Origin of the sequence: Chitinophaga pinensis DSM 2588 (genome assembly GCF_000024005.1) — a bacterium.
GTDB classification, from domain to species: Bacteria; Bacteroidota; Bacteroidia; order Chitinophagales; family Chitinophagaceae; genus Chitinophaga; species Chitinophaga pinensis.
Genome location: NC_013132.1, coordinates 6,642,189 through 6,656,943, shown reverse-complemented (window position 1 = coordinate 6,656,943; position 14,755 = coordinate 6,642,189). Strand labels below are relative to the sequence as shown.

Here is a 14,755-nt window from a genome sequence, read left to right as displayed (position 1 = left end):
TGAATGGCTTTTCAGATTACATACAGGCGCCTGGCAGTCGTAAATATGTTGCACAGCTTCTACCTCGATAAAGAAGGCAGCAACTATTACAGTCTGTCACAGGAGGACCAGGAGTTCCGATTGGCCGATCTCCTTATGGACAACCGGTACAATCTGATGGATGATGTGAGCATCACCCCTACACCTGCAACGGAAAAAATATTAAAAGGACAACGTATCGTGTACCGTCGGACGTCTACAGGCATTGTACTGGGAGTCGCTTCAACACCCGCTCCTGACGGCGGATTGACAACCGCAGTACCCTTGGATGGGCAACTGCGTTTACAGTTCCTGATACGATTAAAGAACGCCTCCCTGGTGTCACGCAGCAACCTGCGTATCAATCCCGTATTTCCTTCGGTTTATTATTTCACCAATGATGATACGACCAGCGGTAAAGCTTTTCCCTCACTTTCTTCTGCAGTTCAGCCTATCACTGACGGACGGACCTATGAAATGGGAGAAACCGCGATTGTGAACGGAAACGTATCCCAGGCGATAGCACGCACCACCAGTGCGGCTACAGGCTGGATAAACACAGATGATTTTCATTATATCAACGAATACGACCGGATACTGCTGCCATTGAAATTTCCATACACTTTCGATCAGCAGGGAATTGAGCAGGCCACGTTTACATTGCTGCGTGGTGAGGATGAAATTAAAGCACTGCCGTTTCAACAAACGGGTGGTTTACAGGATGCATTGCTCGACTTCACCGGTACACCGGATGGTATCTATACATTGAAGATCGCCGGTAGTAATAACTATAGCCGCAGTTACACGGTATATCTGCACGCAAAGCTTTACCAGAGAGATGCATGGGGTGTGCTCGACCTGGTAATGCGACCTGCCGATACCGCGTTTCAGCTGATAGACGCAGATGGTTTGCTGATACTGCCTGCTGCGCCTGTGTTTGAGTTACGTTTTGCCAGCAGGGCTACCTACTGGAAATATTATCTGCAGAAAGGCGATACGCCCGGTGCAGATAGCAACTGGGATGAAATATCTCCCGCCCCGCCAGGTATCAGAAAGGTCATCATCAGTAAACAGCCTTACCCGCTGATGCAATCCTATCGTAAAGTAAGCTACGCCGCTGTCAGCCTTCCTAACCCGGATGGAGAACTTATCAGCAGACAAGGCGATCTTATATGTTCCGAAATTTTACTTCCTAAAATGAAATTATAAATCGATCAACTATGGCAAACACATATTATACACCAGGTGTGTATATTGAAGAAGTCTCCAAGTTCCCCCCGTCCATCACAGCAGTAGAAACAGCAATTCCTGCATTTATCGGCTTTACACAGACAGGGATCGTAGATGGTAAAGAAATCTATGGTACTCCTGTACGTATCAGCTCACTCCTGGAATATGAGAACATCTTTGGTGGTCCTCAACCGGAAGTAAACCTGATCGTTACCATCACTACCAGCGATACTTCAGGTACACGTTATGCTGTAAGTTATGATCCTGCTGACGGCAAGGGCCTGTCCAAACACATCATGTATTACGCGTTACAGCAGTTCTATGCCAACGGTGGCGGTCCATGCTGGATCATTTCTGTAGGTCCGTACCAGGATTTCGGTACGCCTATCATCGATCAGGAGCCATTTATGGATGCACTGACCGAACTAAGAAAGCAGGATGAGCCTACGCTGATCATTTTCCCAGAAGGCCAGAATATGCCGCAGGATACCTACAAAACATTGCTGGAAGCAGCGCTGACACAGTGTTATGATCTGAAAGACCGTTTCGTGATCATGGATATCTTTGACAATGGTCTTACGCTGAAAACAGAAGGTGAGATCCTGGCTGCTGCACAGGAATTCAGAGATGCGATCAATTCTCCTTATCCAAGCTACGGAGCTGCGTATTTCCCTAACATCCGCTCTACTTTCGATTATGCATATGATGAAGGTACTGTGGTGATCGTAGGTGGCAGCGCCGGTAATTTCGGAGGACTGAACAGTCTTGAAAAATCAAATGTTAAACTGGCCATCTCCAACTATTCCATCATTCTGCCTCCATCTGCTTCTGTAGCTGGTGTATACGCCCGTGTTGACAATTCCCGCGGCGTGTGGAAAGCACCGGCTAACGAAGGACTGCTGGCCGTATCCGGTGTAACCTGTGATATCAGCGATCAGATCCAGCGTAATCTCAACGTAGATGTAAACGCAGGTAAGTCGATCAATGCGATCCGTTTCTTCTCCGGCAGAGGTATTAAAATATGGGGCGCCCGTACCCTGGATGGTAACTCTAACGAATGGCGTTATGTATCCGTTCGCCGTTATTTCAATATGGTAGAAGAATCTACCAAGAAAGCATCTGAAGGTTTTGTATTTGAACCGAACGATGCGAATACCTGGGTGAAGGTAAAGGCAATGATTGAGAACTTCCTGATCAATCAGTGGCGTTCCGGTGCACTGGCAGGCGCTAAACCTGAACATGCATTCTACGTGAAGATCGGTATCAATGAAACGATGACTGCATTTGATATCCTTGAAGGAAAGATGATCGTTGAGATCGGTCTGGCAGTAGTACGTCCGGCGGAGTTCATCATCCTGAGATTCAGCCACAAAATGCAGGAATCCTGATTAATTAGGAATTAAAAATTAGGAATTAAGAATTGGTTTAAACAAGAGAGTTAATCTCAAATAATAAGGCTGATTGGATAAAATTCCTGGTTATCAACAATCTAATAAACCCCAGAAAATACACCACATATGAGTGACTTTAAACCTCCGGTAGAGACGCCGGCAGTACAGTGTGCCCCACCTTCTCCGTCTCAGTTCGATCTGCTGATGAAAGACTACGGCGTAGTACTGAAAACCGAACAACAGCAGAAATCAGCGGCGTTTGAAGCTGAGGTCATTAAGACCAACACCGCCAGCCAGGTGGTATGCGTTGAGCGGAAAGTCAATGAAAAGTATGCACGTGCGGTGAAGGAATATAACTTCCTCAGCAACTGCGTGACTGTATACACAGGTCAGGATCTCGAAGGACTGACCGCTACCGTATTACTTGCACAGGCGAAATATACAGGCATAAAGACGTCTTTTGATGCAGCCGTTACTGCGATCAAGACAGCGAAACAGAAAGCTGGTCTGGTCAATACACTGGCTGGTAAACTGAAAGACGCCGTGGCCGACTCCTGTAACTCAGAAGAGCTGAAGCTGATCCGTGAGAATCTGTCCAAGGGAGGTCCTGGTAAGAAGAATATCGAAGACAGCGTACAGGAATTCGTGGCTTATGCTGAAAAGATCAATAATCAGGCCGACGACGTTGTACAGGCTGCGGTAAAAGTAGCCGGTATCAACGCTTTTGTCAATGTAGATAACCTGTCTGTATTGATCGCAACAGCAAAGACAGACGGTACGGGCCTGATCACTGACGTGGAAAACAACGTGAAGGGTTCTCAGAAGAAGTATGATGATTCCCGCAAGCCGCTGGGCGATGCACTGAAAGATCTCAGCAAAGCCAGCACCCTGAAGAATGTAGCATGGGTGGTGAAAGATGCTGTGGCAGATGCGGCCAAGTTTGTAGAGGATAAAAACTGTAACGGCGGTGGCTGCAAAAAACTCGACGACATCTCAGAACAGGCAGAACATGCATTTGACTGCAACAACTGTGATGAACCGGCTGAGCAGCAGAACGAAAGTTAACGCATTCCACATTATTTAAAACCGTTTACAATTTACATCATCATGGCATCCAATAACGATACTGTTCAACAATATCTTGACCGCCTCAAAAAAGACTGTATTGAGGCTGATCAGGAACTTAATAATGCCAAGGCCCAGGAGGCATTCAAAAAAAGCGCACTGGATAAAAAGAAGCGCTGGTCGGAGGTACTGAAAGATATCCTGGCAACCATCACGGAAACCAACCGTCTGGGTATGATCTATCTCGGTACACTTGAGAGAACGCGTAAGTACAGTAAGAAAACAGGCAAGAATGCGCATCTCTGTATCGACGCTATCAAGATCCTTATCTGCGAAGCAAAACAGCTGCTGGATTGTTCGGAGGTACTGAAAGGACAGATTAAAGTGCTGACCGATCGTATCGACAACAAAATCCCTTCCAAGGGGCCGAACTCTATCATCGCCAATCTTACTGCCCTGAAAACAGCGGAGGATGATGCACTTAACGCGATCAAGGATGCGATCAACGCATTGCTGGTGACCTATCGCCAGGAAGAAGAACTCTGGGGCCTGCTGGCAGGAGAAAAAGGACTGGTGTACCAGGTAGAAGGTTCTTATAAACTGGTTACTGACGGTAAGAAACCGGACCTGGAAGATTGTGCTTCCTGTCACCCGCAGAAGACGCCGTTGTTCCCTATGGACGACGAAGCCTGTGATTTCTACACCAAAACGAAACATCAGTATGAATCCACCCTGGATGAACTGAAGGATCTGCAGAAAGATGTAGAAGTAGTTTCCTGCAAACGCGAATTTGCACAGGCACGTAAAGATGCACTGGACAAAGCATATGCGGCAGCATTGGCAGCAAAATCCTGCGAGACGACACCCGCACCGGCTGCTAAAAAATAATCAAGATTTCCATATTCAATTATAACAGTACAAAAGAAAAACAATGGCAAATTATCCATTACCCAAGTTTCACTTCCAGGTAGAATGGGGTGGTAAAAACATCGGTTTTACTGAAGTAACCGGTCTTACTGTTGAAACAGAGGCGATCGAATACCGCCATGGCGCCAGTCCGGAATATCATAAGACCAAACAACCAGGTCTGAAAAAATACAGCAATATCACGCTGAAACGCGGCACATTCCAGTCAGACAATGAATATTTTGACTGGTGGGAAGAAACTGTATTCTTCCAGGAACAGAACGGTAAATACCGCAGAAACATCACGATCAGTCTGCTGGATGAAATGCATAAACCTATCATCGTTTGGAAGGTGAAGAATGCATGGCCTATCAAGGTGCAGTCAGCCGATCTGAAAGCAGACGCCAATGAGATCGCCGTTGAAAGTGTTGAGCTGGTACACGAAGGCCTGGTGATTGAAAACAAATAAAGATGGCAGCCGCTAATTATCCTCCTGTAGGGTTCCATTTTAAAGTAGAGTTCCTATTCGACAAAAAGGGCACTGTCCAGCAAACGGACAATGACATCCTTTTTCAGTCTGTATCGGGACTCAACTTTCAGATGCAGACAGACACCCTGCGGGAGGGAGGAGAGAACCGCTTTGAGCATGTCCTGCCCCTGCGCAATAAGTGTACGGACCTGGTGCTGCGCCGTGGTATCTTCAAACCGGCGGATTCCATCGTCTCACAATGGTGTCTTGACGCTTTCAAAAACTTCAGCTTCGCGCCCATTGATCTCATTGTAACCCTGCTCAATGAACAGCACCAGCCGCTGATGACCTGGAAAGTGCACCGCGCCTGGCCAAAGAACTGGAAGGTGGCGGACTTCAATGCAGACAAAGGGGAAGTGGTGATTGAAACATTTGAACTGAATTATAACTATTTCAGTGTGGAATAGCAGAACATTAAAACAAGGCCCATGCCAGTAGAGATAAGAGAAATGGTCATCAAGGTAGCTGTCGATGAAGCTGCCGGTAGTAAAGGTAACACAGGTGGCAGTAACGAGCAGCAGGAGGGATCTCCTGAGGCGATCGTACGTACCTGCGTCGAAAAGGTGCTTGAAATCCTGAAAGATCAAAGAGAACGCTGATGGCAAACAAAGAAACAGCGAACGTTGAGAAGATCGTTATCCGGCCGTTTCTGGATCAGAAACAGAAACAGTCGGCCGGAAGCGACTTCACCATCCCGATCAACCCGGAGAGCTATGCGCAGTCCTACAAGGTAGAGGCCAAGCAAAAGACCACCGGCGGCAATCAGGGCAGCGCTCCTGAATATAAGTTCACCGCACCGGAACAGCTGAAACTCGATTTCACCCTGGACAATACCGGTACCATCGAGGGTAACGTCCTGAATGGTACGGAAGTAAAAGACCAGGTGGATCAGCTGTTAGCAGTCGTATACAAGATGCAGGGAGAAGCACATAAACCCGCCATTCTGAAAATTCAGTGGGGTTTGTTCACCTTCGATTGTGTCCTGACTACGCTGGACATCAACTATGTGCTTTTTAAGCCCAATGGCGCCCCTTTAAGGGCAAAAGTGAGTGCTACCTTCACCCAATACACGGAACCCAAAAAGCGGGTTGCAAAAGAAGATAAACACTCACCTGACCTTTTCAGGAGCGTCCGGGTAGCTGATGGAGACACGCTGCCGTTGCTCTGCTACAAAAATTATGGCGATCCTGCCCTGTATATGCAGGTCGCCTACTACAATGAACTGGTCAGCGTACGGAAGCTCCGTACGGATGATGAACTTGGCTTCCCGCCGGTGAAACAGTCAGAAACACAAAAAACTTCCTGAACATGGCCAATGAGGAAAATATAGCGACAGACGAACGGATCATCCCCACTCCCGGGGTCTATGATTATACCAGCTTTGAAGTGCTGATTAACGGCAACAGGGTGAATAATCCGGCTTATCATCTGCGCTCGGTTTCCATTGTCAGGGAAGTGAACCTAATCCCTTATGCACGTCTCCAGTACCTTGACGGTGACGTCGCCGACGAAAAGTTTGCGGTGAGTGAAGCAGCTGACTTCATTCCCGGTAATAAGATCGAACTGAAAGTAGGCCGCGATGGTAAACAGACGACCGTGTTCAAGGGTATCATTGTCAAACATGGTATCCGCGCAAGCGAGAGCGGTAATGGCCTTCTGCAGCTGGATTGCCGCGATGAAGCGGTATCGCTGACCCTCGGCAGGAAACACAGATACTTCAGGGAGACAAGCGACAGCGATGCACTGAAAAAGGTGCTGGGCAATAAGGCAGGTGCGCTGGATAGTACGCCCGTACAGCATAAGGAACTGGTACAGTTTAATTGTACCGACTGGGATTTTGCCCTCAGCCGCGCTGAAATGAACAGTTGCGTACTGATGGTGCAGGATGGAAAGGTCGATATGAAGAAACCTGAACTGGCCGGATCTCCCACGCTGACACTGGTATATGGCGCTACCATCGACGAGTTTGAAGCCGAGATCGACGCCCGCACACAGTGGCAGGAAGTGAATACCAGTGCCTGGAGCTACAAAGACCAGGCGGTACAACAGAATTCTACCACCAGTGTGTCTTTTAAAGAAGCCGGCAACCTGTCAGGAAAAGAACTGGCGAAAGCCGTATCTCCTGAGAAGCTGGAATTGCGGCACAGTGGTCTGATCAGCGAACCCGAACTGAAAGCCTGGGCGGAATCTGTCATGCTGAAAAGCAGGATGGCCAAGATACGCGGCCGGGTCAAGATCAAGGGATCTCCGGATACAAAACCCGGGGATACCGTTGAACTCAAAGGATTGGGTAACCGCTTTAACGGACTGGTATATGTGAGTGGTGTACGTCATGAATATGCGGAAGGTATCTGGACCACACAAATGCAATTTGGTATTTCTCCTGAATGGTTCCATCATAAGGAAGACCTGACAGAGACGCCTGCGGCCGGTTTATTGCCCGCCGTACATGGATTGCAGATAGGCGTGGTAGTACAACTGGAGAGCGATCCTGACGGAGAAGACCGCATACTGGTGAAGATGCCGCTGACCGATAACAACGACAAAGGCACCTGGGCCCGTATGGCTTCACTGGATGCCGGTAAAGAACGTGGTTATTTCTTCCGTCCTGAAATAGGGGATGAGGTAATCGTAGGTTTTGTTAATGATGATCCCCGCTTTGCCGTAGTACTGGGTATGCTGCACAGCAGTAAGAACCCCGCCCCTGTAAAGGCAGAGGATACCAATCATATCAAGGGCCTGGTGACCCGCAGTAAGATGAAGACCATGTATGATGATGAGAACAAAGTGATGAAAATGGAAACGCCTGCAGGCAATTTCATTGAGCTGAGTGAAAAAGACAAGGCGATCACGATCCAGGATCAGCATGGCAACGTCATCAAAATGGAGTCAGCCGGTATTACCATTAAAAGCGCAAAAGATATTAAGATGGAAGCGACCGGTGCCTTCTCATTGAAAGCCGGTACTGACATCAAGATTGAAGGCATGACCATCTCCGGAAAAGCAAACACCACACTGGAACTGAATGGTCAGGCGAAAGCAAAAGTAGCCTCCTCCGCCATGCTGGAATTGCAGGGCGGAATGGTAAAGATCAACTAAAAAACAGAAAATGCCCCCGGCAGCAAGATTAACAGATATGCATGTTTGCCCCATGTCGACAGGCCCGGTTCCCCACGTTGGTGGTCCTGTCAGTGGTCCCGGTGTACCTACCGTGTTGATCGGCGGTATGTCTGCGGCGACGGTAGGAGATATGCTGGTATGTACCGGTCCGCCTGACGTCATCGTAAAAGGTTCGGCCACAGTGATGATCGGCGGCAAACCGGCAGCCCGTATGGGCGATTCCACCGCACATGGCGGTTCTATCGTACTGGGATGTCCCACTGTGATGATCGGAGGATAATATAGATCGTATAAAAGTTTTGTATATGCCCGACGCGAAAGATTTTCTAGGCTGCGGCTGGTCTTTTCCCCCCACCTTCCGCAAAGACAATGACGACAAGGATTGTTACGCCGTGATGGCTGTAGGGAGGGAGGATATTGAACAAAGTCTGCACATTCTCCTGTCGACCAGTCTGGGTGAACGCGTGATGATACCCCAGTTTGGTTGCAACCTGGCAGACTACCAGTTTGAATCCATGAGCAATACCCTGATCGGTTTCATTACAGATATGGTCACTAATGCCATTCTCTATTATGAAGCAAGGATAAAGGCAGACAAGATCACTGTATCCCAGTCAGATTCATGGGATGCGATACAGGGGTACCTGCGTATCAGTGTAGATTATACCATCAGAGCCACCAATTCACGGTACAACTATGTATATGACTTCTATGTACAGGAAGGCCGTGCAGAAGGAATAAATGCAGCTATAGCCATAAGATAATGAATGCTTCAGATAACATATCGAATAACCTGGTACGCGATGGTGTAAGCCAGTTGCAGCGGAAAATGGATGCGCTGTCAACCGACAGGGTACAGATTGACGAACGCAGTACTGCACAGTTACTGGGTTTCCTGTACCGCTATGCCAGATATGTACTTTACTATAATGATACTGATCAGCCGTCCCGCCGGGCAGATACACCGCTTGTATCGCGCGGGGACTGGCAGGATTTCTTCCGGAACAATCCTCCTTTCCAATATGCCGCCATCCAGCAGTTTGATACGGCCGGTTTTGACGCCGCCTATCAGAAGGCCAGGACGGAGCTGTCGCAGCAATTGCCTGCCGATCAGTTCTGGTCCATGTTCTTCCGCATACTGGATATGGTGATGCAACTGGACAGCTGGAATACGGACCTGGATACCGGCACCGGATTGAGTGGCATGTTGAATGCGCTCGTTCAGTCTGACTTCAGTAAAGCATTATACCGGCTGATTGCTATTGCCAATACGATGGTAGATGCGGATCATCCTTTACCGGATGAAGCGGTGAACAATATCGCCATCCTCCGCAGCAATCCATCCTGGTCATTGACCATGGACAAGCTGATCGCGAAAGATGCTTACCTGGTAAGACTGGGTAATTATCCCCGCAGGAAAAGAGAGAAAATGCTGACACAGCTGGACGAGCTGTTTGTCATCTTCTATAAAGGTATTCAGCAGGTACAGGGTTTTGCCGTGCAGGATTTTGATGCCGTGATGAACGGTTCGCAAAAGCATCAGCCGCATGTTGGTTTGCTGTATGGCTTCCTGCAACTCTTTGCCCAGGTAAAGACACAGCTGAATACACTGGGGCGTCAGCACCTGAACTTCTTTTATGAAGAAGTGCTGCAACTGAAGAAGAAATCACTGACGCCGGATCATGTACACCTGGTAGCAGAATTGGCCAGGCAGCTGCCGGATTATCTGCTCGAAGATAACACGGGCGTAAAAGCCGGTAAAGATGCATTGGGTAATGATGTTACTTTTTATACGGAAGAAGATGTTGTATTAAACAAAGCTAAAGTTGCAGAGTTGCGTACGCTCTTCAAAGATGAAAATGCGAATATCTATACGGCTCCGGTAGCGGCAAGCGCTGACGGATTGGGAGATGGCTTCCGTAATCCGGCTTACAACAGCTGGCCTTTACTGGGTGCTGCCCAATATGTCAGCAAGAATAATCCGCAGGCAGGTGTATCTCACTTTCCATTTGGCACAACGGGGCTGTTACTGTCTTCTCCTGTATTACTGCTGAAAGAGGGTACGCGTAACGTAACAGTAACGATCGAACTCACACCGCCTGCGGCGAAAGCAGACCAACTGGCGGCCTTATTGGCCAAACCTTTTTACCTGCTTAACGAAGAAATACTGACGGCCTTTGAAAAGGCAGCGATCGATAAAGCCACTGTAGCTGCGATCCGTAGTAAACTGAAAACAGCCGGTCTGACAGAAAAGTGGCTGGATGATGAAGCAGGAGATAATGAATTCAGGATCTACACAGGCATCAGTGCGCAGCAGTTACAATTGGCAAAAGATATCGCACGGAAAAGATTGTTACAGGTAGACTGTACCACCGCAGACGGATGGTATCCTGCACCCGTAGCAGCGATATCACTGGCGGCAGGCGTCATGACCATCAACTTTGAACTGGCCGCAGATGCACCTGCATTAGTAGCGCCAATAGCTGATGTGTTACAGGCCAGTTATCCGGTGAAAGATCCTTTGCTAAGGATACTCTTTAATCATGGTTTACATTTTCACCTGGCAGAGCAGGATGAACCCTGGTATGATGTGCTGAGTAACCTGGTTGTGGTTAATACATCGATCAGTGTACATGTTACCAATATTAAAAATCTGCTGATCGGTAATGATGAAGGTCCGCTGGACCCGAACAACAAGTTCATTCCTTTCACCAGTGTGCCGAAAGCGGGCGGCAACTTTTACATCGGCAGCGATGAAGTATTCCGGAAGAAACTGACAGATGTAAAACTGAATATGGAGTGGGAAGGATTGCCTGACAATTTCGCTACCCATTATTATGCTTACAATATGGGTATCTCCAATACCTACTTCACTGCTTCGCTGCAAAGATTGAATAACGGACAGTGGGAGAATATCCCTGGTGGTAATGGAATACAGCTGTTTGATCAGGATGGCGGCAATCATCTGCAAGCGCTGAAACAGATTACGATACCGGCTGCAGGCAGTATTCCGGTCCTTAAACAATCCGCGCCTTTACTGCCGTATAACAATGCTGCCCTTTACGGTTTCCTGCGTTTCAGACTTGATAAGAGTTTCAAACAAGAAGAGTATCCAGGCATACTGGCTGATCAGCTGATCAAAATAGGCAATCTTAAACTGAGTGTGCTGCAGACGAATGCAAGTGGTTTACTGACACAATCACTCGATGCGTATACAAAAGCATGGAATGTAGCTGGTCTGGCGGCTAATCTGCACAGCGGTGACCCCGAACAGGAACACGCAGACCTGAAAGTGGCAGCAGACGGCGTTACCAGCAGTACAGCCAACACCTATAACAAAGCGGCATCACTCGATGGCTATGTGAACGGTACATCCGGTAATGTACTCGGTTTCCCGCCGCCACCTTATACGCCTGTTATCAAATCATTTACCCTGGAATATGCGGCTGCTGCGAGTGGCGCAGATATTACGCTGCTGCATCAGTACCCTTATGAGCCAGGTAACTATAAACTCCTGTCATCCGGTACGACCGCTCATTTTATGCCGGTGTATGATGATGAAGGTACTTTGTATGTCGGTCTGCAACAGGCCGTACCTGGTACAAATGTCACACTGTTGTTTCAGCTGGCAGAGTTTACCGCAGATCCGGATATCCGCAAGGCAGCTATCAAATGGCATTATATGTCAGGCAATGAGTGGAAGACACTGGAAGATCATTCGCAGATCATCAGTGATACCACCCAGGAGATGCTGGTATCGGGTATTGTAACGATCGCGTTGCCATGGGATGCGGATACGACACATACTGTATTGCCATCCGGTTATCACTGGCTGCGTATCAGTACACATCTCTATTCAGCTGCTGTATGTGAAGGGGTAGCGGTGGTAGCACAGGCGATAAAAGCTACATTCCGCAACCAGGAGAATGATCCTGCAAGAGTAGGGACGGCATTGGCAGCACAGACTATCAGCGGACTGGTTGTACCCGATGCGATGGTGACGAAGATCAGTCAGCCTTATTCCTCTTTTGGCGGCCGGAAAGAAGAGACTTCAGATGAATTCTATATACGCGTCAGCGAACGTCTGCGTCACAAAGGAAGAGCGATTAATGTTTTTGACTATGAGCGTATCATCCTGGATGCATTTCCTGAGATCTTCAAAATTAAATGTATTCCGCATTCGAAGATGTGCAGGGACGAGGCTGGCAGCATCAGGCAGTTACAATCACCCGGCTGGGTTACACTGGCTGTGATACCACGTATTGATGAGTATCCTGCCGATGAACGATTCAGTCCGAAGGTAAGCCGCATTATACTGGAGAGAGTGAGCGAATACCTGAGCAGCCGTACGTCGGCTTTTGCAAAGGTGCAGGTCATCAACCCGGTATACCAGCCGGTTAGCTTTAAAGGCAATATTCGCCTGAGAGCCGGCAGAGATGCGAATTTCTACCTTAAGAAACTGGTCAGCGAAGTACAGGCTTATCTGTCACCATGGATCAATACGGGCGCACAGGATATCGTGTTTGGCGGTACCATGATGATGTCTTCCGTATTACAGTTTATCGAACAGCGGGAATATGTCGACTACGTAACCGACTTTACCATGTTTGATAAAAAGGATGGTGTGGAAGGTCCGCCGGTAAAGGCGATCACTGCCGATACCCCGTGGTCGGTACTCATAGGAGGAGAACAATCATACACAAATATTATCACCGATTCCTGCACAGCAGCCAGTCAGCAAGCGGTATTCAGGATCAAATAAAACATTCATAAAAAACTAAAAGATACTCCCATGTCTATAACAACCAGAGCAGCGCTGAAAGCACAATTTAAGACCGGCGCTATACCCACCTCGCAGGATTTCTTCAACCTGATAGACTCAACGCTGGTGAGAAGGGATGATGCTTTTTTCGGCAAGTGGGCAGCTGGGACCTGCTACTACGAAGGCGATGTAGTGATCTACAATAATGCATTATACACCTGTGTACCAGCCGGCGATAAACCCTGCGGCTGTGAAGGAAAAGAAGGAGATACCAAGGCAGACAAGTCGAAAGGACATTGCTCCGTGGACAATCCTGAGATTGATTGTACAAACTGGAAAATGCTGGATATCGATGCTTCTGATGAAGATTGGGAGATCGTCCGCAATGAAGATAAAGTACCGGTTATCATGTACGCGAAAGTATTTGGTAAGATCGGTATGGGTACAGAAGATCCCAAAGCGCGTGTGCACATTCATGCAGACGAGGTGAAAGGAGATTTTCTGTTTAGTCCGGATAATGCACAGACCCCTGAGTTTGTGATCCAGCAGACAGGAGGCGAAGCGCCAACGCAATCCCTGTCTGAAAAGATAGCAGACAACAAAGCTGTTTTTACAACGAATACAGACGGTTTCCTGTTTACAACCACGGTGCCTCCGGTGCCAGTAGAAGGAGAGGAGAATGTACCGAAGGAAGCAGCCGCGGTGAAGCCGGTGTTTATCACCACACCAGATGCCGGTGCGGCAGTAGGTATCGGTACAACAGTGCCGGAAGGTGCTGTTGATATCCAGAACCAGCCGGCAGCCAGACTGATACTGAATCCGGTACAATCAGTCGTACCACAGGCGGTATGGTTGCACAAAGGTGAATATGGTCAGCAGAGTTATCTGAACACCGCGCTGGATGGTATCGCTGCTACTTTCACCACGAATGCGGCAGAAGGCTTTTATTTCCGTAAAGGACTGGAAGATGGTAAGAACTATCTGAAGAATATTGCCAAACCTGCGACGGAGACCTTAGTGTCTATCAAACAGGATGGCCGTGTAGGGATCGGTACTGAATCGCCGGTCACCAATGTAGAGATCACCAAAGAGAACAGTGCCGGCGCATTCCTGCTGTGTCTCGACAACACCAATCCTGGTTTCAGTATCATCAATAACCGTCCTAACAACGAGAAGAGAAATTATCTGTTGCTGGGCGCTGATAACGACTGGGGGGCTTTCCTGACGGATGCTTCCAAAGGTTTTGTATTCAAGAGAGGTGGTGAATATGGTAATGGCAACGAGCTTGAGATCAATCAGGGCGATGACCTGGTGACGATCTCCAACGAAGGTAAAACCATCATAGGTGGTTTGACTGCACAGGGTTTTGATCTGAATGTAAAAGGTAAAGCCAGAAGTTTTGGCTTGTACCTGGATACTGATGTCCGCAAGGTGACAAATCAGGCGAAACTGGGCAGTGTGATCGATAAGGTAAAGCGACTGAATCCTATCACTTTCAACTTCAACCAGAAGGCGAATTGTCCTTCCAATGAATCACAGATCGGTTTCCTGCCACACCAGGTTGAGGAGTTCTTCCCGGAACTGGTGAATACGGACGGCGATGGTACACAGACCCTGGCATATGCCAATATGGTTGCTGTGCTGACCAAAGCGATACAGGAACAGCAGGATACGATTGCTGCCCTGCAAAAGCGCCTGGATGCCCTGGAAGGCAAATAACAGGATGTGATCACT

General features: G+C 48.2%; 13 protein-coding genes. All 13 read left to right on the top strand.

What is annotated here, in order from left to right; all coding sequences use genetic code 11:
- Positions 1-3 precede the first annotated feature (3 nt).
- The 13 genes from CPIN_RS26045 (at position 4) to CPIN_RS37060 (ending at position 14,740) form a co-directional block, all read left to right on the top strand.
- Positions 4-1,227 (top strand): hypothetical protein, encoded by a 1,224-nt coding sequence (locus CPIN_RS26045; protein ID WP_012792857.1) that lies wholly within the window; start codon positions 4-6, stop codon positions 1,225-1,227.
- Between the two features lie 11 nt (positions 1,228-1,238).
- Complete coding sequence (locus tag CPIN_RS26040) at positions 1,239-2,636, top strand: phage tail sheath family protein (RefSeq protein ID WP_012792856.1); 1,398 nt, start codon at positions 1,239-1,241, stop codon at positions 2,634-2,636.
- A gap of 129 nt (positions 2,637-2,765) precedes the next feature.
- Positions 2,766-3,704: a hypothetical protein gene (locus CPIN_RS26035; protein ID WP_012792855.1), complete on the top strand. Its 939-nt coding sequence runs from the start codon at positions 2,766-2,768 to the stop codon at positions 3,702-3,704.
- 42 nt (positions 3,705-3,746) lie between these two features.
- The gene (locus tag CPIN_RS26030) at positions 3,747-4,592 is read left to right on the top strand and encodes a hypothetical protein (protein WP_012792854.1); all 846 of its coding nucleotides are present in this window, start codon (positions 3,747-3,749) and stop codon (positions 4,590-4,592) included.
- A gap of 43 nt (positions 4,593-4,635) precedes the next feature.
- Positions 4,636-5,079: a phage tail protein gene (locus tag CPIN_RS26025; protein ID WP_012792853.1), complete on the top strand. Its 444-nt coding sequence runs from the start codon at positions 4,636-4,638 to the stop codon at positions 5,077-5,079.
- A 2-nt stretch (positions 5,080-5,081) separates the two neighbouring features.
- Complete coding sequence (locus CPIN_RS26020; protein WP_012792852.1) at positions 5,082-5,546, top strand: phage tail protein; 465 nt, start codon at positions 5,082-5,084, stop codon at positions 5,544-5,546.
- Between the two features lie 21 nt (positions 5,547-5,567).
- Complete coding sequence (locus CPIN_RS39065) at positions 5,568-5,738, top strand: DUF5908 family protein (protein WP_012792851.1); 171 nt, start codon at positions 5,568-5,570, stop codon at positions 5,736-5,738.
- Positions 5,738-6,445 carry a CIS tube protein gene (locus CPIN_RS26015; protein WP_012792850.1) on the top strand — a complete coding sequence of 236 codons (708 nt, stop codon included), beginning with the start codon at positions 5,738-5,740 and terminating at the stop codon, positions 6,443-6,445. Before CPIN_RS39065 ends, CPIN_RS26015 begins: the two co-directional genes overlap by 1 nt.
- A 2-nt stretch (positions 6,446-6,447) precedes the next feature.
- On the top strand, positions 6,448-8,238 hold the full coding sequence (gene vgrG / locus CPIN_RS26010; protein ID WP_012792849.1) for a type VI secretion system tip protein VgrG: 1,791 nt from the start codon (positions 6,448-6,450) through the stop codon (positions 8,236-8,238).
- Between the two features lie 10 nt (positions 8,239-8,248).
- Positions 8,249-8,539 carry a PAAR domain-containing contractile injection system baseplate protein gene (locus CPIN_RS26005; protein WP_012792848.1) on the top strand — a complete coding sequence of 97 codons (291 nt, stop codon included), beginning with the start codon at positions 8,249-8,251 and terminating at the stop codon, positions 8,537-8,539.
- 25 nt (positions 8,540-8,564) lie between these two features.
- Positions 8,565-9,023 carry a gp25 family contractile injection system sheath assembly initiator gene (locus tag CPIN_RS26000; protein ID WP_012792847.1) on the top strand — a complete coding sequence of 153 codons (459 nt, stop codon included), beginning with the start codon at positions 8,565-8,567 and terminating at the stop codon, positions 9,021-9,023.
- Complete coding sequence (locus CPIN_RS25995; RefSeq protein WP_012792846.1) at positions 9,023-13,021, top strand: baseplate J/gp47 family protein; 3,999 nt, start codon at positions 9,023-9,025, stop codon at positions 13,019-13,021. Before CPIN_RS26000 ends, CPIN_RS25995 begins: the two co-directional genes overlap by 1 nt.
- Before the next feature lie 30 nt (positions 13,022-13,051).
- The gene (locus tag CPIN_RS37060) at positions 13,052-14,740 is read left to right on the top strand and encodes a tail fiber domain-containing protein (protein ID WP_012792845.1); all 1,689 of its coding nucleotides are present in this window, start codon (positions 13,052-13,054) and stop codon (positions 14,738-14,740) included.
- Positions 14,741-14,755 lie beyond the last annotated feature (15 nt).